Here is a 23,790-nt window from a genome sequence, read left to right on the forward strand (position 1 = left end):
CAACTCATGGATATAAACGTCATCGGCGGCGGACCCGGCGGACTGTACGCGAGCCTCCTGTTGAAGAAGGAGCACCCGGACTGGGACATCACGGTCTACGAGCGCGACCCCGCGGACAACACGTACGGATGGGGGATCGTGTTCTCGGACAGCACGCTCGGGTCGCTCCGCGAGGCGGACTACAAGACCCACGAACAGATCACGGACAAGTTCGCGATCTGGAACCCGATCGACGTCCACTACGGCGGGAAGCGCATCCGCTGTGGCGGACACACGTTCTCCGGACTGATGCGTTCGGACCTGAAGGACATCCTCCGGGAGCGCTGCGCGGAACTCGGCGTCGAGATGCACTGGGAGCATAACGTCGAGAACCCCGAGGAGTACGCCGAGGACGCGGACCTCCTCATCGGCGCTGACGGCCTCAACAGCACCGTCCGCGAGACCTACGAAGACCAGTTCAAGCCCCGCGTCAGGATGGGCGACGCGAAGTTCGCGTGGTTCGGGACGGACAAGCCGTTCGACGTGTTCACGTTCATCTTCCGGGAGAACGAACACGGCCTCTGGCGCATCCACGCGTATCCGGGTCGGAAGAGCACGTTCATCGTCGAGGCGACGGAGGAGACCTGGCAGAACGCGGGCCTGGACGAGAAGGGCAAGGAGGAGGGGCTGGCGTACTTCGAGGACCTGTTCTCGGATCACCTCGACGGGTACGAGCTCGAGTCGAAGCTCTACAGCTGGCGGAACTTCCCGATCGTGCAGAACAGGACGTGGTCGCACGACAACGTGGTGCTGATCGGGGACGCCGCGCACACCGCGCACTTCTCGGTCGGTGCGGGGACGAAGATGGCGATGGAGGACGCGATCGCGCTCTACGAGGGCTTCGAGGAGTACGGTCCGGACGACGTCGGGGCGTCGGTGCGCTGGTTCGAGAAGGAGCGACGGCCGCGCGTCGAGGGCATCCAAGACGCGGCGACGCAGAGTCGGCGGTACTTCGAGAACACGGAGCGGTACATGGACTTGGAGCCCGAGCAGTTCGCGTTCAACCTCCTCACCCGGAGCGGGAAGATATCCTACGACGAGCTGAAGATCCGCGATTCTGCGTACACTGACGACTACGACCGCTGGTACGCCCAGTACGCGCAGGGCGGGAACGAGAAGCGGGCGGTGGCGACGCCACCGATGTTCCAGCCGTTCACGATCGGTGACGTGACGGTCCCGAACCGTGCGGTGCTGTCGTCGAGTCCGAGTTCGGTCGGGTCGAGCGGACGGCCCGCGAGCGGCCAGACGGCGCGGTTCGCCGAACTCGGGAAGCAGGGACCGGGGCTCGTGCTGACCGAGCCCGTTGCGGTGTCGGCGCGCGGCCGCCTGCATCCGGGCTCGCCCGGTCTCTACGAGGACGGGCACGCCGACGCGTGGGCGGAGGCCGTCGCCGAAGTGAACGAGGCGAGCGACGCGAAGACCGGCATCGAGCTGTTCCACGCCGGGCAGCGCGCGGCGACCAGGCCCCGCGAGTACGGCCTCGACCGGCCGCTCGCCGACGAGGACTCCTGGGACATCGTTTCGGCGTCGGCGACGCAGTACACGCGCCGGAGCCAGACGCCATCGGCGATGGACGCCGACGACCTGGACGCGGTCCGCGAGCGGTTCGTCGCCGCGGCCGAGCGCGCCGACGAAGCTGGCTTCGACGTCCTGCAACTGAACCTCGCGCACGGCTACCTGCTGTCGAGCTTCCTCTCGCCGCTCACGAACGAGCGCGACGACGAGTACGGCGGCGAGGACATCGAGTCCCGGCTCGCGTACCCGCTCGAGGTACTCGACGCCGTCCAGTCAGTGTGGCCGGACGAGAAGGCGATCACGACGAAGATGCCCGCCACCGACTGGCGTCCCGGCGGGAACAACCTCGGCGACGGGTTCGCCATCGGCAGTCACCTCTCACGGAACGGGAGCGACCTGCTGACGGTCGTCGCCGGCCAGACGACGTCGAACGACCGCCCGAAGTTCGACACGGACGTCCTCGCGCGCTACAGCGAGCAGATCCGGAACGAGCTGGACGTGCCGACGATGACGACGAACTACGTCACGTCCACGGACGACGTCAACACGCAGGTCGGTGCGGGCACTGGCGACCTCTGCCAGTGGTACCCGCCGAACGTCGACGGCGACCTCCTGTAGTCGCTCTTCGACGCGCAGCCCGCGGCCGCGGTTCGGTTTCTTCGATCGGTCGCCGTCGAAGCGCGTGCTTCGCGGCGTGTCGAGGCAGTGGTCAGTCGGCGAGGAACTCGATGGCGGCGCCCTGGCCGTAGCCGACGCACTCGGTCGCGAGCCCGCGGTCGACGCCGCGGCGGTTCATCTCGTGCAGTAGCGTCACCGGGAGTCGTGCGCCCGACGCGCCTAGCGGGTGGCCGATGGCGATGGCGCCGCCGTTGACGTTGAAGCGGTCGTCGTCGACGCCGAGTTCGCGCTGGCAGTACAGCGTCTGGCTCGCGAACGCCTCGTTCAACTCGACGAGCCCGTAGTCGTCGACGCTGGTGCCAGCCCGGTCCACGAGGCCACGGACGGCCGGGACGGGCCCGATGCCCATGATCTCGGGGTCGACGCCGACGACCTCGTGCGCGCCGACAGCGCCGAGGACGTCGAGACCGTGGTCGTCGGCGAACGCGCGGCTCGTCACCATCACGGCGGCCGCACCGTCGCTGATCTGCGAGGCGTTCCCCGGCGTCACCGTCCCGTCCTCGGCGAACACGGTCGGGAGCTCCGCGAGTTTCTCGGCGGTCGTCCCCGGACGCAGTCCCTCGTCTTCCGTGACGGTCTCCTCGCCCGTATCGATGGGAACGATCTCGTCCTCGAACCGGCCCTCCCTGGTCGCGTCGACGGCTCGCTGCTGGCTGCGCGCCGCGTACTCGTCCTGGGCCTCGCGCGAGACGTCGAAGCGTTCGGCGACGGCCTCGGCGGTGTTCCCCATGCGGAACGACTCGACGTCGTACCGCTCGACGAGCGCGGGGATCTCGCTCACGTCGTTCGCGCGCTCGACGCGCGTCATGCTCTCCACGCCACCGGCGATCACGCACTCGCGCTGGCCGGCGCGAACGGCGTCGGCGGCACTCATGATCGCTTGCGCCGAGGACGCGCACTGCCGGTCGATGGTCGACGCCGGAACCGTCTCGCCGAGGTCGCTCGTCAGCGCGACGATGCGCGCGAGGTTGTTCCCCTGCTCGCCTTCCTGCTTCACGCACCCCCAGAGGAGGTCGTCGACGTGCTCGCCCGTGAGGCCCGTCTCGGCGAGCATCGCGTCGACGAGCTGCCTCGAGAGCTCCTCGCTCCGGACGTCCGCGTACACGCCGCCCTCTTTGCCCTGCGGGGTCCGAACCGCTTGCACGACTACTGGTTCCATAACTCACGTCAGGTGCGTCATGGACGTAAACGCCGGGGGTCGCGGCGGGGGATGCGGTCGATGGCTCGACACCGTCGCGGTCGACGCCGCTACCCGCTCGGGCGCAGTCGCGGGAGCAATCGTTAAGTCCGCAGTATCCGACGTTCGACTGTGATAACCGAATTCGAGCTGACGGCCGAACACCAGGCCCAGCGCGAGGCCGTGCGCGAGTTCGTCGAGTCGACGGTCGAACCGGTCGTCGACGAGCACGAGACGGCGGGCGAGTTCCCGGAAGCGCTCGTCCGGCAACTCGGCGACGAGGGGTATAGCGGCGTGCCGTACCCCGAGGAGTACGGCGGCGCCGGCCTCGACTACCGTTCGTTCGCGATCACGAACGAGGAGCTCTCGCGGGGCTGGAAGCTGCTGGCGGGCGCGGTGAACGTCATCGCGTCGCTCGTCGGTTACCCGATCTACACGGAGGGCGACGAGTGGCAGCGCGAGCAGTGGCTCCAGAAGGCCTGCACGGGCGAGTGGATCGTCTCGCTCGGGATGACCGAACCGGACGCGGGGAGCGACGCCGCCTCCATCTCGACGACCGCCGAACGCGACGGCGACGACCTCCTCATCAATGGGCACAAGGTCTGGATGACGAACGGGCACGTCGCGGACTTCATGCTCCTCGTCACGAAGACCGAGGACGGCCTGACGCTCGTCGGCGTTCCCGAGCCCCGCGAGCGCGACGGCGTCGAGTACGTCAGGAACATCCCGTGCATGGAGGGCGACGCCGCCATCGAGAGCGAGGTGAAGTTCCACGACGTCAGGGTCCCCGCGGAGAACGTCGTCGGAACTTCGGGCAAGGGACTACGGTACGTCCTCGAGGGCCTGGACATCGGCCGCATCGGGACGGCGGCGCAGGGCGTCGGCGTCGCGCAGGCGTCGCTCGACGCGAGCAAGGAGTTCGCGGACGAACGCGAGCAGTTCGGGCAACCCATCCGCGAGTTCCAGGGCGTCGGGTTCAAGCTCGCGGACATGGCGATGGACGTCGAGGCGTCCCGGCTCCTCACGCTGTCGGCGGCCGACCAACGCGACCGCGGCGAACGCGTCACGCAGGAGGCGGCGATGGCGAAGGCGTACGCGACCGACGCCGCGATGGAGATCGCGACCGAGGCCGTCCAGATCCACGGCTCCCGTGGGTACTCGACGGACTACCCCGTCGAGCGACACATGCGGGTCGCGAAGGGGATGCAGATCTACGAGGGCACGAACGAGATCAACCGCCTCGTCGTCAGCCAGCGCCTTTACGAGTGACGGACTCGTGGGTTCCTCGCAGGAGGACTGGGACGCCGAGGTCGAACGCCGCGCTCGTCAGAGCCGACGCGGTGCACGAGGCGTGCCCGTGACCGGCCAGGACAGCCGGTGACTTGAATACGTCCACCGCGAAACTCGCCTCTCGTGAACGCGAACGATCGCTCGATCGTCTCGCTCGTGACGATCGCTCACGCCATGGTCCACACGTACGAACTGTCGATCCCGATCCTGGTGCCGATCTGGCTCGCGGAGTTCTCCGTCATCGACGTCGGGGTCGCTCAGTTCCCCGTCAATCCGGCGACCGTCGGGACGCTGGTCGCGGTCGGGTACGGACTGTTCGGACTCGGTGCGCTGCCCAGCGGCGTCCTGGTCGACAGGGTCTCCGCTCGCTTCCTCATCACGGTCGGTCTCCTCGGCATGGGCGCGTCGTTCCTGCTCCTGTCGGTGTCGCCGTCGCCGGTCGTCATCGGCCTCGCCCTCGCCGTGTGGGGCGTCTCCGCGAGCGTCTATCACCCCTCGGGCCTGTCGCTGATCAGTCGCGGCGTCGAGAAGCGCGGCAGCGCCTTCGCCTACCACGGGATGGCGGGGAACATCGGCATCTCCCTGGGTCCGCTGGTCACGATCGTCCTCCTCCTCTTCCTCGACTGGCGCGTCGTCGTCGGCCTGTTGACGATTCCCGCGGTCGTGGCCGCCGTCTACGCGCTCCGGGTCGACATCGACGAGCGCGCCGCGGTGGTCGACGGCGGTGGCGACGCCGACGCGCACGCCGGGAGCGCCGTCTCGTCGCTCGGCGACTTCCTCTCCAGCTCGCGCGTGCTCTTCGCGAGCCTCTTCGCCGTCGTGTTCGCCGTCACGTTCTTCTCGGGGCTCTACTACCGCGGGGTCCTGACGTTCCTCCCGGAGTTGCTCCGCGACGTCCCGGCACTCGCGCCGGTCGAGTTCGGCGGTCGAACGTTCGAACCCGGCGACTACCTCTACGTCGGACTGCTGATGGTCGGCGTCCTCGGGCAGTACGTCGCCGGGAAGCTGACGGACAGCTACCGCCCCGAGTACGGCATCACGTTCGGGTTCGGTGCGCTGGCGGTCGTCGCCCTCCTCTTCGTCCCCGCGTCGGCGATCGGGCTGCCCGCGCTCCTCGTCGTGTCCGCACTCCTGGGCTTCTTCCTGTTCGCCGTGCAGCCGTTCTACCAGGCCACCGTCGCCGAGTTCACGCCCCCCGGCAAGCGCGGGCTGTCCTACGGGTTCACCTACCTCGGCGTGTTCGGCGTCGGCGCGCTCGGCGCCGTCATCGCGGGGACGCTCCTGACGTACTTCTCCGTCGAGCAATTGTTCCTCGTCCTCGCCGCGCTCGGCGTCGGGGCGTCAGCCCTCGGTTCCTACCTGGTGTCGGCGGGCACGGGGCGAGGCGACCCCGACGGTGCGACGTGACTGCGAACCCCCGACAGACGTGACTGTGAAATCCCGGCAGACGTGACTGTGGACTCTCGTCAGGCTCGAAAAACCGGGACGCCAACGGTGTCACGAACCGAGACCGCGAAACGCGCTTAGACGCCGCCTTCGCCGTCGAGCACGTCCTTGATGCCTTCCTCGATGCGGGGCGGATTCGGGAGGTAGAAGTCCTCCATCGCGAGCATCGGCATCGGGACGTCGAACCCCGTGATGCGGCCGACGGGCGCCTCGAGGTGCATGAGCGCGCCCTCGTTGATCGTCGCGACGAGCTCCGCCGCGAACCCGCCCGTCTTCGCGGCCTCGTGGACGATCGCGGCGCGCCCGGTCTTGCGGACGGACTCGAGGACGGTCTCCCTGTCGAGCGGCGAGATCGAGCGGAGGTCGATCACCTCGATGGAGACGTCGCGCTCCTCCTCGAGGGTCTCGGCGGCCGCGAGCGTGTCCGGCATCGTCGCGCCCCACGAGATCACCGTAATGTCCTCGCCCTCGGTGCGGACCGCGGCCTCGCCGATCGGGACGGTGTGTTCGCCCTCCGGCACCTCGTCGCGGAACGACCGATAGAGGCGCTTCGGTTCGAGGACGAGTACCGGATCGGGGTCCCTGATCGCGCTCAGGAGGAGTCCCTTCGTGTCCGCGGGCGTACTGGGGACGACGACCTGGAGCCCGGGAATGTGTGCGTACGCGGCCTCCAGGCTCTCGGAGTGGTGTTCGAGCGCGCGAACGCCGCCGCCGTAGGGCGCTCGGATCACCATCGGCGCGGTCAGCTCGCCGCGCGTCCGCCAGCGGATCCGGCTCGCCATCGACACGAGCTGGTTGAACGCCGGCGGGATGAACCCCGAGAACTGGATCTCGGCGACCGGCCGGTACCCACGCATCGCCAGCCCGACCGCGGACCCGGCGATCGCGATCTCCGTGATCGGCGTGTCCAGCACGCGCTCGCCGCCGTACTCGTCCTTGAGGCCCTCGGTCGCGCGGAAGACGCCGCCCTGCTGGGCGACGTCCTCGCCGTACACCACGACGTGGTCGTCGTCGGCCATCGCGACGCGCAGCGCGTCGTTGACGGCCTCGACGAGAGTTGCGTTCATGACGCGATCACCCCTTGGGCCGGTGCTCGATGTAGTCGTAGGCGTCCGGTCGCGCCTCCAGGAACGACTCGAAGTCCTTGAGCTGGCGCTCGAGCTCCGGCGGCAGGTCGTCGTAGAGGTACTCGAACATCTCCGAGACGTCCCGCTTCTCGAAGGCGTCCGCCGCCGCCTTCGCCTCGTCGAACTGCTCGTTCGCTTCCTCGCGGATCGCGGCCGGGTCGATGTCGTCCCAGACGCCGCGCTGCTGGAGGAACGACTCGAACCGACCAACGGGCTCTCGGTCCTCCCACCAGTCGACTTCCGCCTGGTCCCGGTAGCGCGACGGGTCGTCGTTCGTCGTGTGCGCGTCCAGGCGGTACGTGACGGCCTCTACGATGGTCGGGTTCCCGTCGGCGACGTGCTCGCGCGCCGTCTTCACGGCGTCGTAGACCGCGAGGACGTCGTTCCCGTCGACGCGGATGCCGTCGATCCCCCACGCGATCCCCTTCTGGGCGACCGACTTCGCGCGCGTCTGTTGCTCGAACGACGCCGAGATCGAGTAGCCGTTGTTCGGACAGAACAGGAGCGCGGGCGCGTCGACGACGCTCCCGAAGTTCACGCCAGCCTGGTACTCACCCGTGCTCGGGTGGCCGTCGCCGTGGTAGAGCGCGGCGATCGCGTCGTCGTCGTCGAGCCGCATCCCCCACGCGAACCCGACGCCGACCGGGATGTGCGTCCCGATCGCGATCGCGGGCGGGAACGTGTTGTTCGCCGCCTGCTTGTTGGCGTCCTCGACGCCGCGCCAGTAGAGCAGGAGGTCCCGCAGCGGCATCCCCTGGATGAGTTCCGCTGCGCCCTCGCGGCCGTACGGGAACAGCCAGTCGTCGTCCTCGAGCGCGAACGCGCATCCGACGACGCTCGCCTCCTGGCCGCGCACGGACGCGTACGTCCCCATCTCGCCGCGACGCTGGAGCTTCACCATCCGGTCGTCGACGACTTGCTGGAGCACCATCCAGCGATAGAGGTCGATCAGCTCCTCGTCGCCGATGGCGGGTACCTGGCTCTCGTCGTAGCTCCCGTCCGCGTCGACGATCTGGTACCGTGGCGGCGTCCGCTCGGGTTCGCTGATCGTGCACTCGGCGAGCGACTCGCTCGCTGCGCCGAGGTACGCCGGCCCTTCATCGAGTTGACTCACGTTCGTCACCCATTATCACATGGTACCAGTCTCAGTACCCTATTGAGACTTGGGGTCCCGACGTGGACGGGTCGTTCGTTCGACGGGGCGTCGTCTCGGCGGGACTCGTCCGTCGGGTCCCGGCCGAACGCGTGCGTGGATACGCTTTACTACCCGCCTGCTCTATGGACGGTCGCATGACAGGGCAGTACTACGAGGACCTGACGGTCGGCGAGACGCACGACGCCGGACCGCGGACCGTGACCGACGAGGAGATCATCGAGTTCGCCGAGAAGTACGACCCGCAATCGTTCCACGTCGACCGCGAGGCGGCGGACGCCAGCATGTTCGGCGGGCTCGCCGCGAGCGGCTGGCACACCGCATCGGTGGCGATGCGTTTGCTCGTGGACGGCTACTTCGAGGACGTCGAGATCGGTGGCGCGCTCGGCGTCGACGACCTCCGGTGGCGCAAGCCCGTGTACGCGGGCGACGAACTCAGCATCACCGTCACCGTCGCGGACAAGGAGATCTGGGACGACGACCGCGGCCGCGTCGAGTTCGACCTCGAAGCCTACAACCAGGACGACGTCCTCGTCCACTCCCGCACCGAACTCGTGCTCGTCTTCCGCGAGGACTGAGGAGCCAGACGTTCCCGGCCGCTATTTCGTCGGACTCCGATGGGCACCGAGACCTAATTCTCCGACGAGCGGGCTCGATGCGGCGTCATCACCACGATGGGGCGTTCGAAACCGCCGCAATTGATAAGTAATATCCGTTTGAATCGAGTTCCATGTCATCAAGTACCGATGGCAGTGAGTTAGTCCGCGAACTGAACTGGGTGCACAGTGCCGCCGTCATCGTCGGCACGATGCTGGGGGCGGGCATCTTCGTCGTGACCGCCCAGGCGGCAGGCATCATGGGGCCTGCCGTCCCGATCGGGTTCCTCCTGGGAATCCCCATCATCGTCACCACGGCGCTGGTATACTCCGTGTACATGTCGAGTCCGCTCGGCGAACACCCGGGCGGGGCCTACGTCCACATCTCGCGGACGTGGGATTCGCTGTACGCAGGATACATCTTCATGTGGCTGAAGTGGGTGTCGTTCATCGGCGCGCTCGCCGTCCTCTCCATCGGATTCGGCGAAGCGATGCACTACTTCGACGCCTTCACGTTCCTGTCGGTCACGAACTGGGCGATATTCTGGGTGACCGTCTTCTTCCTACTGAACCTGTCCGGCGTCGACCTGTTCGGCAACGTCCAGGCGATACTCACCGTGATACTGGTGGTCATCCTCCTCGCGCTCGCGCTTCCCGGGCTACTGTTCGTCGACCCGGCGAACTTCAGTCCGCTATTCCCGCAGGAACTGTACGGCGACGGATTCGTCCAGCCCGTCCTCCAGGGGACGGCCGCGTTGATGTTCTCCTACATCGGCTTCGAGGCGCTCGCCCAGACCGCCGGCGAGACGGAGAACCCCCGGGAGACGCTCCCGAAGGTGTTCGGGTACTCCACCGTGTTCGTCGGCGTCCTGTACATGCTCGTCGCGATCGTCGTCCTCGGGGCCATGCCGTGGTCCGAAGTCGCCGAATCGAGCACGCCCCTGACGGCCGCGGCGTCGACGTACTTCCCGCTCGGGACCGCGGCCATCGTCTCCTTCGGGAGCATGCTCGCGTACGCGACGAGCCTCAACTCGACGTTCATGGTGCCGAGCCGCATCCTGTACAGCTTCGGCGAGGACCGCATCGTCCCGGAGTTCCTCACGCACGTCAACGACCGATTCCACACGCCCGACGTCGGACTCGCCATCACGTGGCTGCTCGCCGTGTTCGTGCTCCTCACGTCGACGTTCAACTTCGCGCTCCTCATCGCGCTCGCCGCGCTCTTCATGATGTACACCGCGCACTCGCTGTCCGCGCTCGCGATGCCGTTCGTCAACCCCGACCTCTACGAGCAGTGCGACCTCCAGTTCAAGCCGGCGATCCTCAGCGCGATCGCCATCGTGAGCGCGGTCACGATGGGCATCTTCGCCTGGCAGACGCTCTCGCTGAACTCGCTGGGACCCGCCGTCTCGACGGTGCTGAACGGTGACGTCGTCGGCGGTCTCACCTCCAGTCCCGCGCTCCTCATCATCGTCTGGGGGGTCGTCGGGTCGATCATCTTCTTCGGGTACCGGGCGTACCTCCGCTCGGAGGGCGTCGACACCAGCGAGATGAAGGAGCTCCACGAGCACGACCACGAGGAGATCGAGTCGAAGCTCGGGACCGAGGACTGACCGACTCCGTCCGTCGTCTTTCGCGTTCACCACATGCGCCTCCGCTGTTCGGACTGCGCCGCCGAGTACGCGCCCACGACGTCGTTCCAGTGCCGAGAGTGCGGCGGAATTCTGGCGGCGACGTACGACGGACCGCTCGACGCCGACCGCATCGCCGACGGCGAGACGCTGTTCGAGAAGTACGGGAATCGCTTGCCCTCCCGCGGGACCGCCGCTGGCGACGAGGGAGCGACGCCGCTCCTCCGGGCCGACGCGCTCGCCGACGTACTCGGCGTCGAGGCGACGGTATACCTCAAGGACGAGCGCCGGAACCCGACGGGGAGCTTCAAGGACCGCGCGCTCGCACCGGCGATATCGCTCGCGAGCGAGTCCGGGGCGGAGGGCGTCGTCACGGCGTCGACGGGAAACGCCGCCGCGGCGTGCGCCCGGTACGCCGCTCGCGCGGGCCTCGACTGCTACGTGCTCGTCGAGGAAACGGCGCCGGCGAAGAAGCTGCTCGAACCCCGCGCCTACGGGGCGAACGTGGTGCGCGTCGAGGACCTGTTCGCCGGTGGCGAAGCCGCGCTCGCCGACCTGCTCCGCGACGTCGCCGACGGGCTTGACGCGTACCTCGCGTTCGCGTACCAGCCGTTCAACGCCGTGCTCGCCGAGGGCGTCAAGACCGTCTCGTACGAGGTCGCCGAGAACCTCGCGTTCGACGTCCCGGACGTCGTCGTCACCGCCACGGGCGGCGGCGACAACCTCGCCGCGCAGTACCGCGGTTACCGCGAACTACGGGCGGCCGGATTGACGTCCCGCGTCCCCCGGATGGTGGGCGCGCAGGCGGCGGGTGCGGCACCGCTGGCGACGGCCGTCGACGCGGACGCGGACTCGCCCGTCGACGTCGAGGAACCCGCCACGGTCGCCTCGGGCATCGCCGCGCCGTTCGCCGGACAGCACGGGCTGGACGCGATCCGCGACAGCGACGGCACGGCAATCGGGGTCGGCGACGACGCGCTCGTGGACGCCGTCACAACGACGTCCGAGACGACGGGCGTCTGGCCGGAGCCGGCGAGCGCGACGGTCGTCCCCGCGCTCGAACGGCTCGCCGACCGCGGCGCTGTGTCGGCGGACGACGTCGTCGTCCTCACGATCACGGGGAGCGGACACAAGCACACAGAGCCGGTGGAAGCGCGGCTGGAGGACGTCCCAACGGCCGCTCGCGACGCCGCGGCAGTCGCCGGCGCGTTCGCGGCAGAGCGCTGACGCTCGCGGCTTTCTCGATGCGGCCGACGTGGCCCGCGACGTTCCTTCGAATCGCTCCCCTGGAGGGCGCTGCTCGCGCTCAGCGCTGCGCGAGGAACGACTCGATGCGGTCGAACCCCGCCGCGAGCGTCTCCTGGTCCGTCGCGTAACTGAGCCGCAGGTAGCCCTCGCCGGCGTCGCCGAAGGCGGTGCCCGGCGTGACCGAGACGCCCTCCTCCTCTAACAGCCGGAGGGCGACGTCCATCGAACTCCCCTCCAGCGACGAGACGTTGCAGAACAGGTAGAACGCGCCCTCCGGCGCGACCGGGTCGATCGCGGGCAACTCGGCCGTCCGGTCGAGCGCGTACGCGCGGCGGTCCCGGTACGCGTCCACCATCTCCTCGAAGGGTTCCTGCGGTCCGGTGAGCGCGGCCAGTCCGGCGTGCTGGGCGACGCTCGACGAGCACAGCGAGAGCCGCTGCCTGATCACGTGCGCCGCGTCGACGACGTCCTCCGGGCCGGCGAGCCACCCGAGGCGCCAACCGGTCATCGCGTATCCCTTCGAGAACGAGTTCACGGAGAGCACCCACTCGGGGTCGCCGAGCGCGGCCGCGCTCGTGCGCGTCCCCTCGTAGGTCAGTCGCTCGTACACCTCGTCGGCGACGAGGTACGCCTCGTGGTCCGCGGCGGCCTCGGCGACCGCGCGGACGCTCTCCTCGTCGTAGACGCGTCCGGTGGGGTTCGTCGGGCGACAGAGAACGACCGCGGCGGTGTCGTCCGAGATGCGTTCGATCACGGCGTCCGCGTCGAGGTCGAACCCGTCCTCGGGCGAGAGCGGGACGCGAACGGGTTCGCCGCCGGCCAGCTCGACCTGGGCGGCGTAGTTCGTCCACTCGGGAGTTGGAAGAACGACCTCCGATCCCGGGTCGACGACCGAGAGCAGGGCGAGCGCGAGCGCCTCGATGCCGCCGTTCGTCACGATGACGCCGTCGGCGTCGACGGGGACGCCGTTGTCGGTGCGGGCCTTCTCGGCGATGGCGGCGCGCAGCTCCGTCATCCCGTACGTCGACGTGTAGTGGGTCGCACCGCCCTTCGCGGCCTCCGCGGCCGCCTCGACGACGTGGACGGGCGTGTCGAAGTGCGGTTCGCCGATTTCGAGGCGCACGACGTCGTCGATCGCCTGCGCGCGTTCGAACATCACTCGTATCTCGGACCCGGTCTCCTGCGAGGCCCGAGAAGAGAGCCGCGACTCGGTGTCGGTCATACGCTAACGTGTACGAAAGGTACCGTAAACGTATCGCCCGGGCCTCCCGGCGTAAGACTTACCGTTCGTCCCTCAGTCCGTTTTTCCATGAGTCTCCGTCTCACGGTAGAAGACGTATCCGGCGTGTTCGCAATCGTGCCGACTCCAGCGACGCCCGACGCGAACGACCCCGACGCGACGGACACCGTCGACGTCGACGAGACCCGCCGGGCGATCCGAGCGCTCGAGGACGCGGGCGTCGACGCGGTGATGCTGAACGGAACGTCCGGCGAGGCGTTCGCGCTCACGCCCGACGAGTGGCGGACGTTCACCGAGACGGCGGCCGACGCCGCCGACGAAATGCACGTCCTCGCCGGCCCGACGACGCTCAACACGCGAACGACGATCGAGCGCGCCGAGTTCGCCCGCGACGTCGGCTGTTCGGGCCTCCTCCTGGGCCGTCCGATGTGGAACGAACTGTCGCCCGACGCGACCGTCAACTTCTACGAGGAGGTCGCCGACGCCGTCCCCGAACTCGGCATAGTCGCCTACGACAACCCGGGCGCGTTCAAGCGCAAGATCACCTCCTGGGACCGCCTCGCGGAGATCGAGAACTTCGTCGGCACGAAGGCCGTCGGCCTCGGCCCGGCGTACTGGGAGACCATCCGCCAGATTCGCGCGGCCGACGGCGACATGCGCGTCCTCCAGATGGACGCGTACCTCCCCGCGGCGCGCTCCTGGCACAGCGACCTCCCCCTCGTCTGCTGGTCCTCGAGCGCGTCCTGCGGGCCCTCGCCCGTGCTGGCGATGATGGACGCACTCGAGGCCGGGGCGTACGAGCGAGCGTTCGACCTCTCCGAGCGGATGGCGTGGTCGTTCGAGACGTTCTTCCCGAACGGCGACATGGCCGCGTTCGGCCGCCACACGCCCGCCATCGTGAAGGCACGGATGCGCGAAGCCGGGTTCCTGGACCCCGGTCCGGTCCGGCCGCCGAACCCGATGACGCCCGAGTCGTACCTGGACGGCGGTCGGGAGTCGGGGCGTCGCTGGAAGGAGGTCGTCGCAGCGGTTGAAGAGACGGACGACGCTGCCGCGACTCGATAGCGCCGGTCCGCTACTGCCCGTCGAACGCGTCAGTAGTCGCCCGCGAACGGGTCCCTGACGTCGCCGGCGAGGTCGAACCAGACGCTCTTCGTCTGATAGTACTCCTCGAGTCCTTCGGGGCCGGCCTCCCGGCCGATGCCGCTGTCCTTGAATCCGCCGAAGGGGACGTTCGGGGCGACGAGACGGTACTGGTTTACCCATACCGTCCCGGCGTCGATGGCGTCGACCATCCGGTGGGCTTGCCGCATGTCCTCGGTCCAGACGCCCGCCGCGAGCCCGAAGTCCACGTCGTTGGCGAGCCGCGTCGCGTCCGCCTCGTCCTCGAAGGGGATGACGGCGGCGACGGGGCCGAAGATCTCCTCCTGTGCGACCCGCATGTCGCTCTCCACGTCGGTCAGTATCGTCGGTTCGATGAAGCACTCGCCCGGTGCGCCCTCGGGCATCCCGCCGCCGTAGGCGAGCGTCGCGCCCGATTCGACGCCGAGGTCGACGTACTCCTCCACCGTCTCCCACTGCTCCCGGAACGCCATCGGCCCGACGTCCGTCTCCGGGTCCATCGGGTCGCCCACCTCGACGCCCTGGAGGCGCTCGACGAGCTCCGCGACGAACTCGTCGTGGACGCGCTCGTGGACGAGCACGCGGGACCCCGCCATACACACCTGTCCCGTCGACGCGAAGATGCCCTTCATCACGCCGTTGATGGCGTTCTCGAGGTCGGCGCTCGGGAAGACGACGTTCGGGCTCTTCCCGCCGAGTTCGACGGAGACCGCGGAGAGATTCCGCCCGGCCTCGGCCGCGATCTCGCGGCCGGTGGCGGTGCTGCCGGTGAACGCCACCTTGTCGACGTCGTCGTGCCCGACGAGCGCGCTCCCCGCCTCGGTCCCGTAACCCGGAACGACATCGTAGATTCCGTCCGGGAGCGAGGTCTCCTCGGCGACCAATTCCGCGAAGCGCAGCGCGCTCACCGGCGTCTGCTCGCTGGGTTTGTGGACGAACGCGTTCCCGGCCGCGAGCGCGGGCGCCAGCTTCCAGACGGAGAGCAAGAGCGGTGCGTTCCAGGGCGTAACTGCGCCGACGACGCCGTACGGCTCCCGCTTGGTGTAGCAGAACATCTCCTCCTTCGTGCCGTCGACGGGATTGATGCGGCCGCTCCCGGCCTGCTCGCAGAGCCGCCCGAAATACCGGAGGTACTCGACGACGTGGCCGAGTTGCCCCTTCGTCTCTGCGAAGATGCGCCCGTTCTGCCTGGTCTCGAGCTCGGCGAGCTCCTCGACGTTGTCCGCGACCGCGTCGGCTATCTCGTTCAGGAGAGTGCGGCGTCGACTCTGCGTGAACTCGCCCCACGCCTCGCTCTCGAAGGCGTTCCTGGCCGCTCGGACCGCACGGTCGACGTCCGTCGCCGTGCCTCGGGGGACGTGCGCCCAGACCTCGCCGTCGTACGGGTCGGTGACCGAGATGGTGTCGTCGCCGTCGGACGCCTGGAACTCGCCGTCGATGTGGAGATCGTACTCCCTCATGTCGTGCGCTCACCGTCGCAAGCCAGCCGATTAAACCTTCTTCCGGAGCGGCCGCCCCGGCGTCGGCGGCGCGGGGAGTAACTTGATATCACCTCCGCGAGACGGACTCTCCATGGCCGTGTCAGTAAGCGACTGGCGAGACGAGATTCCGGCGATCAGCGAGTACGACCGCATCCACCTCAACAACTGTTCGGCGTCCCCGCTCCCGGAACGCGGCCGCGAGGCCCGCCGGGAGTGCGAGCGCGTCTGGATGGAGGAACCGAACCCGTGGGAGACCTGGCTCGCGAAGGTGAACGAGTCGAAGGAGCGCTTCGCGTCGCTCATCAACGCCGACCCCTCCCAGATCGCGGTCCTCTCCTGCGCGACGCAGGCGCTCGCACAGGTCGCGAGCGCCCTCGACTACGACGACCGCGACGAGGTGGTCGTCAGCGACCTGGAGTTCCCGACCGTCCCGCAGTTCTGGTACGCGCAGGAGCGAAAGCGTGGAGCTCGCCTCCGCGTCGCCGAGTCCGAGGACGGCCTCCGAGTCTCAGCCGACGCGTACGCGGACGCCATGTCAGACCGGACGAGCCTCGTCTGCACCGCGCACGCCTACTCGTTCACGGGCGGACTAATGGACCCGAAGGCGGTCGCCGACGAGGTCCACGACCGCGGCGGGTACCTCTTCCTCGACGCGTACCAGTCGATCGGCGTCGTTCCCATCGACGTCGAGGAACAGGACATCGACATGCTGACCGCGGGAACCCTGAAGTTCCTCATGGGCGGCCCGGGAATCGCGTTCCTCTACGTCGACGACGACGTCGCGGCCGAACTCGAACCCGCGAACATGGGCTGGTTCAGCGTCGACGACATCTTCGGGTTCGAGACCGAAGAGCCCGAGTACGCGCCCGGCGCCCGGCGCTTCGAGATGGGGACGCCGCCGGCCCCGAACGCCTACCAGGCCAGCGCAGGCATGAGCATCATCCAGGAGGTCGGCACGGAGACGATCCGCGAGCGCGTCCTCGAACGCACCGCCCAGCTCATCGAGGGCGCCATCGACCGGGGCTTCTCGGTCCGCACCCCGCTCAAGGACGCCCACCGCGGCGGCGTCGTCAACGTCCAGGTCCAGTCGCCCGAGACCGCCGCGCAGCGGCTGATGGACGACGGCATCTGCATCAGCACGCGCGCCGGCGGCGTCCGCTTCTCCCCGCACTTCTACACGACCGAGGCCGACGTCGACACCGCCCTCGACGCGCTCGCCGAGCACGCGACGCCACCCTGACTACCCACGCATCAGGTCGACAGACCCGGTGAATCCACCGGCGACGTCTAAGTCGTAGTCGACCATAGCGTACTGAACGCGTCGGAGGCCAACTGATCGAGATTCACCACCAGCGAAACGTCGGATATGAGACCGGCATCGGCTTCGTAGGAGGAACTGGTGTCGACAGTCGAAAATGGTTTGCCCCCTCGTCGTGCAGACGTACTGGATGCTAGAGACGAACCAACCGGCCCCGGAGTTCGCACTCCCGAACCACGACGGCGAGACGGTACGGCTATCGGACTTCGACGGCGAACGCGTCGTCCTATACTTCTACCCGAAGGCGGGAACGAGCGGCTGTACCATCGAGGCGAACGACTTCAGTGACTCCTGGGAAGCGTTTCGGGAGCGCGACGTTCAGGTCCTCGGCGTCTCGACCGACTCCGTCGACGACATCGCAGCGTTCAGAGACGACCAAGAGATACCGTTCCCCTTGCTGAGCGACGAAGACGGATCGGTGGCACGACGCTACGAGACGTTCGGAACACCGGACGTCGACGGTGAAACAGTCGAAATAGCGTTCCGGAATACTTACGTAATCGATCCCGACGGCGAGATCGAAGCCGTCTACGAAGGCGTCTCTCCAGAAGGCCACGCAAAGGAGCTCCTGGACGACATAGACGAACTTCGAGACGAGTGAGACGCGCGCTGCCCGCGGTACCAGCGTCTCGTTCCCTAATTATATTATTCGCGTCCTCGATAGTTCACGACATATGACTGGACCAGACGAACTCGACGTCCCGGACTTTGAAGCGTTCCTCCCGCAGGAAGCGTACAAGATCCGGGCCAGAGACGTAGACGGTATCGACCTCTACGAGGACGCGGAGGACGTCGACGACGTCGGAGAGGCCGACGAGTCGCCACCGGACTTCACGTCGCACGTCTTCCGGTCGAACGACTTCAACATCTCCTACATGGAGAGCGAACCGGGTGGCACGATAGACTGGCACACTCACACCCCCCACATGTACCAGATCAACGTGCCGATCGCCGGTCGCGTCGAGATATCGTACGAAGACGAAGACGGCGAGATTCACACCGTCGAAGCAGGACCCGAGGAGATGGTCTATCTGCCGCCGGGCGCGAAGAACAAGGTGACGGCCATCGGTGACGAGCAACTCAGACTGTACGTCGTCTACCGACAGATCGTCGTCCCCCAGATCGAGGAGATGGTCGGAATCGCGGACCAGCACGCGCGCACCAACCCCGGACTCGAGATAGATACCCTCAGAGGCATCATTCATTCAATCCAGGACCACGCCGTCGACGAGTTCTAGGACCGACCGTCCACGTTCCAGGTCGGCGAGCCTCCACCGTTCTGCCGGACTCGGATGTGCATGGAGACGATGCCGCGCGAACCCGCTCAGGCGTCGTCGGTCCACCGGAGCAGTCGGCCGCGGAGCAGCCGGAACAGGCGGTCGGAGACGAGTCCGATGACGGCGACGGTGATGACGGCGGCGATGGTGGTCGCGGTCTGGAAGAACCGGACGGACTCGGTGAGCATCTGTCCGAGGCCGCCGCCGGCCGTGACCATCTCCGCGACGACGACGACGACGAACGAGAGGAACAGCGCGATCTGGACGCCGTTGAAGATAGAGGGGAGTGCGGCGGGGAGGACGACCTCTCTGGCCACGCCGACCCGGGAGACGCCCATAGAGCGCGCCGACCAGACGAGCTCTCGCTTGATGCCGCGCGCACCGTCGTACGTCGCGATGACGATCGGGAACACCGCCGAGGTCACCGCGAGCGCGACAGCCGGGACGTTCCCGAACCCGAACCAGAGGACGTAGACGGGGACGAGCGTCACCTTCGGGATGGGAAAGCCCAGCGAGATGATCGGGTCGAAGAACCACCCGACGACCGTCGACTGTGCCATCGCGAGCCCGAGCGCGACGCCGATCACGATCGCGATCAGGAACGCGAGGAACGCGCGGCCCGCCGTGAGCGCGGCGAGTTCCAGCAGCGACCCGGTGCTGACGAGGTCGACGAGCGTCTCGGCGACGACGTACGTGTGCGGGAGCGACTGCGAGGGGACGAGTTCGAACGTCGCGATGACTTCCCAGACGACGACGAGACCCACGATCGGTTTCAGGTAGTCGATCGTCGACCCGACGGAATCGCCGATGGACTCGCCGACGGTGGCCGTGCCCTGCGAGCCGCTCATATTCCGGTCACCCCGCGTTCGCTCCAGGACAGGAGGCGACTGGCGACCAGCAAGTAGAGGCGGTCGATGCCGGCGACCAGGAACGCGATCCAGGAGACGACCGCGAACACCTTCGAGTACTGGCCGAACTGTCCGTAGTCGGTGACGAGGACGCCCAATCCGGTCTGGGCGAGGATCATCTCCGAGGAGACGATGATGACGAACGAGAAGATCAGGCCGATCCGGACGCCCGTCATGATCGTCGGCACCGCCGCCGGGAACACCACCTCGTACACCTCTTCGAGTCGACTGACGCCCATGGAGCGCGCCGACCAGATGAGCTCGCGTTCGACGGTGTCCGCGCCGTTGAACGACGAGAGGAGGATGGGGAGGAACGAGCCGATGACGGCGAGCGTGATCCGGGAGGCGTTCCCGATGCCGAGCCAGAAGATCACGAGGGGGATGAGTGGCGACTTCGGGACGGGGTACGTGAGGGAGACGATGGGTTCGAGCGTCCGCCTGATGCGGTCGTTGCGCGCCATCGCGAGCCCCATCGGCACTGCCAGTATCGTCGCGATGACGATGCCGGCGAACCCGCGGAACAGGGTGTCCGTCGCGTGGCCGTGGAACTCCGGGCTCGACCCGAGGACGACGATCTGTTCCGCCGTCGCGGAGAACGGCGGCAGTATCGCGGCGGGCACGAGCCGTCCGGACGCGAGCTCCCAGAGCCCGAGCATCACGCCGATCGGGACGAGTTTGCTGAGCCAGCGCAGTAGCAACCAGCGGTCGTAGACGTCCCCGACGCGCTGTCGGAACGTCGATCGATGCGTTCCCGCCATTATTCGTCGATTCGCTCGTGAGTCTTGGTCCCGTACGTCATTCCCGTTGAGGGAGACAAACCGACACTGCGGTATAAATCTTTTCTGCCGAGAGTAACGCTTTTACGCGAGACTGCCATCGGTGAGCGCATAGATGTCCATAATCGCGCTTGACGACGTCACGCACATCTACGGGTCCGGCGAAGAGAGCGTGACGGCGATCGAGGGCCTGTCGCTGACGATCGACGACGACGAGTTCGTCTCGGTGATCGGACCGAGCGGCTGCGGGAAGAGCACGCTCCTCTACATCGTCGGTGGGTTCATCGAGTCGACGCATGGGACGGTATCGGTCGACGGCGTTCCCGTCGAGGGACCGGGGACTGACCGCGGCGTCATCTTCCAGGAGTACGCCTTGTACCCGTGGAAGACGGTCATGGAGAACGTGACGTTCGGCCTCCGGCACGCGAGCCCGGAGACCGAGGACGTCGAGGCGCGTGCGAGGACGTTCATCGAGCGCGTCGGGCTCGGCGGCTTCGAGGACAAGTACCCGAAGGAGCTCTCGGGCGGGATGAAGCAACGCGTCGCCATCGCACGGACGCTCGCGTACGACCCCGAGGTGCTGTTGCTCGACGAGCCGTTCGGGGCGCTCGACGCGCAGACGAAGGAGGTGCTCCAGGAGGACCTCCTGGAACTCTGCCGGGAGACGAACAAGACCGTCCTGTTCATCACGCACGACATCGAGGAGGCCGTCTACCTCTCCGATCGCGTCGTGACGATGACCGCCCATCCCGGGGAGAAGAAGACGGAGTTCGCGGTCGACCTCGACCGCAGCGGGTCCCGCGACGAGGTGTTCGCGACGGACGAGTTCGTCGACGTCGCGAAGCGGGCGCGCACCGCGGTGCGGGAGGAGATGGTCCTCAACCGGTAGCGCCGACGTGAGCCCGAGAGTTCTCATGGGAGGCTCACCGCGGAGGCCGTCGTGACGCCCGCGGCTGGGCAGCGGCCGATCCCAGAGATGCGGCGACACAAAGTCTTATGTACCTCTCTCGCAGTTTGTAGTGGTAATGCCTGACAGGGCTTCATCACGGCCGAGTAGGCGCACGTTCCTTCGAGTAGCTGGTACCGCTGGCGTCGTCGGGGCTGCCGGTTGCCTCAATGGTGGCAACGGCGGCGACGGCGGCGACGGTGGCGACGGCGACGGCGGTGGCGGGGACGGCGGGGACGGTGGAGATGGCGGTGGCGGGGACGGCGGAGACGGCGGCGAGACGCCGACGATCCGCTACGCGAGCATCTCCGGCGCGGAACTGAACGACCTGATGGCGATGTTCCACAAGTCCTCGCACATCCCGGAGAACGTCTTCGAGCAGAACGGCGAGGCCTACGAATTCGAGCTGGTGGACGTCCAGAGCACGCCCGTCGTCGTCAGCACGCTCGGCGCGAAGGAGGCCGACGCGGGCCTGCTCGCGTACTCGTCGGTGGCGAACGCCATCCAGCAGGGAACGATCTCGTCCGGCCCGAGCATCGTCGCTCCGCTCACGTACGACGGACCGCGATACGCGGACACGTACAATTCGGTCAGCGGGTCGGACGTCACGGAGATCGCAGACATCGAAGGTGGCTCCCTCGGCGTGAACGGCATCGGGTCCGCGATCGACATCGCCGCACGCGTCGTCTTCACTCGCAACGACATCAGTCTCAGTAACGTCAACTTCCGCGAGGTGTCCTTCGGTGCGATGCCGTCGACGCTCAGCGAGGGGCGCGTCGACGTCGGGACGTTCATCCAGCCGTTCTACGAGATGAACCGGGACGACGTCCAGACCGTCTTCGACACGACCGACGCGTTCGGGTCGTTCCTGAAGATCTTCCTCACCGTCCGGAACGAGTTCCTGGACGCGAACGAGGACGCGGTCCGCGCGTGGCTCGACGACTTCTGGAAGGGCATCCAGTGGTGGATCGACGACGCGAACAGCGAGCAGCGACTCGACATCGCGGAGGAAGTCGTCGGCCTCCCGAGGCCCGTCCTCGAGGAACTCGTCCAGACCGAGAAGGGGTACTATCACGGCGAGGACGGACTCCGCATCAACCCCGAGTGGCTCCAGAAGCCCGTCGACGGGATGGCGGAGGTCGGGTTCCTCGACTCGGAGATCGATATGGGCGAGTACGTCGACAACTCCTACCTCCCCGAGGACGCGAACCAGGAGCCGGACATCTGACGTCGGGCGCGACGGAGACCGACTGGGCGTGATCGTCTCACGAACCAGGAACGGGAACCCGAGCTGGGAAGGAAACGAGAACGGGCACTGGACTGGGAACAGGAACTGGACTGGGAACGTGATTGGGAACGGGACTGCCGGCTCCTTCGAGTTCCACGTCGAGCCGACGTGACGCACGACAATGCATCTACGCGCTCGCTGGCTTCGCCGCGAATCGTTGCCGTGGCTGTCGGTACCGGTCGGTGTCCTCGCGGCGATCGCGATACTGACGGCCGCACCGGTCGACGACGCGACCGCAACGATGCTCGCCATCACGGTGTTCTGCATCGTCCTCTGGGTAGCGACGCCGGTGCCGCCGTCGTTCACCGGCATCGTCTGCATCGGTCTCGTCGGGGTGACGTTCTCCACCGACCTCGCGTTGACGGGGTTCCAGTCGGCGACGATGTGGCTCGTCGTCTTCGGACTCCTGCTGGGTGAAGCGGCCAGGGAGAGCGGTCTCGCTGCGTGGGGCGGTGCCCAGATCAGGACGCTCGCCTGGCCTGCCGAGACGGACGCGCTCGCCGCTCGCGTGGCGTACGGTCGACTCCTCGTCGTCTCGTGTGCGGCGGCGCTCGCCTTCGCGCTCCTCGTCCCGTCCGCGCTCGTCCGCATCCTCACGCTCGCGCCGATCGTGGCGAAGCTCGGGGAGGCGTTCGACGACGACCGCGCGCGGATCGGGATCTTCCTCGGCCCGCTGCTCGTGACGTTCTACGCCGCTCCCGGCATCTTCACCGCCGGGTTGCCGAACATCATCACGACCGGGATCGCGGAGTCGCTCGGCTCGACGACCGCGTCATGGACGACCTGGACGCTCCAGATGTTCCCGGTGATGGGCTTCGGGCGCGCTGTCGTCGTAACGGCGGTCGTCTACCTCAAGTTCCGCCCCGGCGACGCCGCCGACGTCAGCGTCCCGTCCGGGCGGAGCGCGCTCCGGGGGTCGGAACGACGGATGCTCGCGTTCTTGCTCGTCGGCGTCCTCCTCTGGACGACGGACGCCGTCCACGGCCTGCATCCGTTCTTCGGCGCGCTCGTCGTCGTCCTCCTCGCGCTCCTCCCCGGCGTCGGCGTCGTCACGTTCGACGACCTCGCGGACACGGACTTCTCGATCATCTTCTTCCTCGGCGCCGTCTTCGCCATCGGCGCCGGCCTCTCCGAGACGGGATTCGCCGCGAGCGCGGCGGAGTCGCTCCTGACGCTGATCCCGACGGGCGCACCCCTCTGGCTGGTCCTCGTCCTCGTGTTCGCCGCCACCATCGCGCTCACGTTCCTCATGGAGGGACTGGCCGTCGCGTCCGTCCTGACGCCCGTGCTCGTCTCGTTCGCCCAGCGCAGCGGCCTCCCGGTCGACCCACTCCTGATGATCGAGTCCGTCGCCCTCAGCACGTTCTTCTTCCCGTACCAGACCGTCATCTTCGTCGCCATCCTGGGCGAGGGCGTCGTCGACGCCGTCACGCTCGTCAAGACCGCCACCTGGGTCTCGATACTCGCGACGCTCCTCCTCCTCCCGCTCCAGATCGGCCTGTTCGTCCTCCTCTACTGAGCTCGAAGCGAGAAA

General features: G+C 67.6%; 20 protein-coding genes. 13 read left to right on the forward strand and 7 right to left on the reverse strand.

The features are described 5' to 3' along the window. Window positions 1-6 precede the first annotated feature (6 nt). Window positions 7-2,172 (forward strand): FAD-dependent monooxygenase, encoded by a 2,166-nt coding sequence (locus G9C85_RS14790; protein WP_166041367.1) that lies wholly within the window; start codon window positions 7-9, stop codon window positions 2,170-2,172. A 91-nt stretch (window positions 2,173-2,263) separates the two neighbouring features. On the opposite strand, the gene G9C85_RS14795 is transcribed toward G9C85_RS14790, so the two are convergent. After that, the gene (locus tag G9C85_RS14795; RefSeq protein ID WP_166041369.1) at window positions 2,264-3,391 is read right to left on the reverse strand and encodes a thiolase family protein; all 1,128 of its coding nucleotides are present in this window, start codon (window positions 3,389-3,391) and stop codon (window positions 2,264-2,266) included. A 150-nt stretch (window positions 3,392-3,541) separates the two neighbouring features. On the opposite strand from G9C85_RS14795, the gene G9C85_RS14800 reads away from it, so the two are divergent. Both G9C85_RS14800 and G9C85_RS14805 read left to right on the forward strand, forming a co-directional pair. Beyond that, a complete protein-coding gene (locus tag G9C85_RS14800; protein ID WP_166041371.1) occupies window positions 3,542-4,678 on the forward strand; it encodes an acyl-CoA dehydrogenase family protein in 1,137 nt (378 codons plus the stop codon). A gap of 195 nt (window positions 4,679-4,873) precedes the next feature. Further along, a complete protein-coding gene (locus G9C85_RS14805; RefSeq protein ID WP_166041644.1) occupies window positions 4,874-6,106 on the forward strand; it encodes an MFS transporter in 1,233 nt (410 codons plus the stop codon). 116 nt (window positions 6,107-6,222) lie between these two features. Here G9C85_RS14805 and G9C85_RS14810 read toward each other — a convergent pair whose 3' ends face one another. Continuing rightward, on the reverse strand, window positions 6,223-7,212 hold the full coding sequence (locus G9C85_RS14810) for an alpha-ketoacid dehydrogenase subunit beta (protein WP_166041373.1): 990 nt from the start codon (window positions 7,210-7,212) through the stop codon (window positions 6,223-6,225). A 7-nt stretch (window positions 7,213-7,219) separates the two neighbouring features. Further along, a complete protein-coding gene (locus tag G9C85_RS14815; RefSeq protein WP_205254378.1) occupies window positions 7,220-8,386 on the reverse strand; it encodes a thiamine pyrophosphate-dependent enzyme in 1,167 nt (388 codons plus the stop codon). Window positions 8,387-8,562: 176 nt separating this feature from the next. Between G9C85_RS14815 and G9C85_RS14820 the strand changes: the two genes are divergently transcribed. The 3 genes from G9C85_RS14820 (at window position 8,563) to G9C85_RS14830 (ending at window position 11,879) form a co-directional block, all read left to right on the forward strand. Continuing rightward, window positions 8,563-9,003, forward strand: a complete 441-nt coding sequence (locus tag G9C85_RS14820) for a MaoC family dehydratase (RefSeq protein ID WP_166041375.1) — start codon at window positions 8,563-8,565, stop codon at window positions 9,001-9,003. A gap of 152 nt (window positions 9,004-9,155) precedes the next feature. Next, window positions 9,156-10,634 carry an APC family permease gene (locus G9C85_RS14825; protein WP_166041377.1) on the forward strand — a complete coding sequence of 493 codons (1,479 nt, stop codon included), beginning with the start codon at window positions 9,156-9,158 and terminating at the stop codon, window positions 10,632-10,634. Between the two features lie 33 nt (window positions 10,635-10,667). Next, window positions 10,668-11,879 (forward strand): pyridoxal-phosphate dependent enzyme, encoded by a 1,212-nt coding sequence (locus G9C85_RS14830; RefSeq protein ID WP_166041379.1) that lies wholly within the window; start codon window positions 10,668-10,670, stop codon window positions 11,877-11,879. A 79-nt stretch (window positions 11,880-11,958) separates the two neighbouring features. Here G9C85_RS14830 and G9C85_RS14835 read toward each other — a convergent pair whose 3' ends face one another. Beyond that, window positions 11,959-13,122 (reverse strand): pyridoxal phosphate-dependent aminotransferase, encoded by a 1,164-nt coding sequence (locus G9C85_RS14835; protein ID WP_166041381.1) that lies wholly within the window; start codon window positions 13,120-13,122, stop codon window positions 11,959-11,961. Between the two features lie 87 nt (window positions 13,123-13,209). Here G9C85_RS14835 and G9C85_RS14840 point away from each other — a divergent pair, with 87 nt between their 5' ends. Next, on the forward strand, window positions 13,210-14,205 hold the full coding sequence (locus G9C85_RS14840; RefSeq protein ID WP_166041383.1) for a dihydrodipicolinate synthase family protein: 996 nt from the start codon (window positions 13,210-13,212) through the stop codon (window positions 14,203-14,205). A 29-nt stretch (window positions 14,206-14,234) separates the two neighbouring features. Here the strand turns inward: G9C85_RS14840 and G9C85_RS14845 are convergent, their stop codons facing one another. Beyond that, a complete protein-coding gene (locus G9C85_RS14845) occupies window positions 14,235-15,722 on the reverse strand; it encodes an aldehyde dehydrogenase (RefSeq protein ID WP_166041384.1) in 1,488 nt (495 codons plus the stop codon). Window positions 15,723-15,834: 112 nt separating this feature from the next. Here G9C85_RS14845 and G9C85_RS14850 point away from each other — a divergent pair, with 112 nt between their 5' ends. The 3 genes from G9C85_RS14850 (at window position 15,835) to G9C85_RS14860 (ending at window position 18,299) form a co-directional block, all read left to right on the forward strand. Then, window positions 15,835-16,983, forward strand: a complete 1,149-nt coding sequence (locus G9C85_RS14850; protein ID WP_166041386.1) for an aminotransferase class V-fold PLP-dependent enzyme — start codon at window positions 15,835-15,837, stop codon at window positions 16,981-16,983. Window positions 16,984-17,191: 208 nt separating this feature from the next. Further along, a complete protein-coding gene (locus G9C85_RS14855; protein ID WP_166041388.1) occupies window positions 17,192-17,662 on the forward strand; it encodes a peroxiredoxin in 471 nt (156 codons plus the stop codon). A 73-nt stretch (window positions 17,663-17,735) separates the two neighbouring features. Continuing rightward, a complete protein-coding gene (locus G9C85_RS14860) occupies window positions 17,736-18,299 on the forward strand; it encodes a cupin domain-containing protein (RefSeq protein WP_166041390.1) in 564 nt (187 codons plus the stop codon). 86 nt (window positions 18,300-18,385) lie between these two features. Here G9C85_RS14860 and G9C85_RS14865 read toward each other — a convergent pair whose 3' ends face one another. Then, window positions 18,386-19,186 (reverse strand): ABC transporter permease, encoded by an 801-nt coding sequence (locus G9C85_RS14865; protein ID WP_166041392.1) that lies wholly within the window; start codon window positions 19,184-19,186, stop codon window positions 18,386-18,388. Beyond that, entirely contained in the window at window positions 19,183-20,004 is an 822-nt protein-coding gene (locus G9C85_RS14870) for an ABC transporter permease (RefSeq protein ID WP_166041394.1), read from the reverse strand. Before G9C85_RS14870 ends, G9C85_RS14865 begins: the two co-directional genes overlap by 4 nt. A 133-nt stretch (window positions 20,005-20,137) precedes the next feature. On the opposite strand from G9C85_RS14870, the gene G9C85_RS14875 reads away from it, so the two are divergent. From G9C85_RS14875 to G9C85_RS14885, 3 genes are all read left to right on the forward strand, one after another. Then, window positions 20,138-20,911, forward strand: a complete 774-nt coding sequence (locus G9C85_RS14875; protein ID WP_166041396.1) for an ABC transporter ATP-binding protein — start codon at window positions 20,138-20,140, stop codon at window positions 20,909-20,911. A 136-nt stretch (window positions 20,912-21,047) separates the two neighbouring features. Beyond that, entirely contained in the window at window positions 21,048-22,196 is a 1,149-nt protein-coding gene (locus tag G9C85_RS14880) for an ABC transporter substrate-binding protein (protein WP_166041398.1), read from the forward strand. A gap of 181 nt (window positions 22,197-22,377) precedes the next feature. Beyond that, a complete protein-coding gene (locus tag G9C85_RS14885) occupies window positions 22,378-23,775 on the forward strand; it encodes an SLC13 family permease (RefSeq protein WP_166041400.1) in 1,398 nt (465 codons plus the stop codon). The last annotated feature ends 15 nt before the right edge of the window (window positions 23,776-23,790 follow it).

Source organism: Halorubellus sp. JP-L1, assembly GCF_011440375.1.
In the GTDB taxonomy this organism is placed as follows: Archaea; Halobacteriota; Halobacteria; order Halobacteriales; family Natrialbaceae; genus Halorubellus.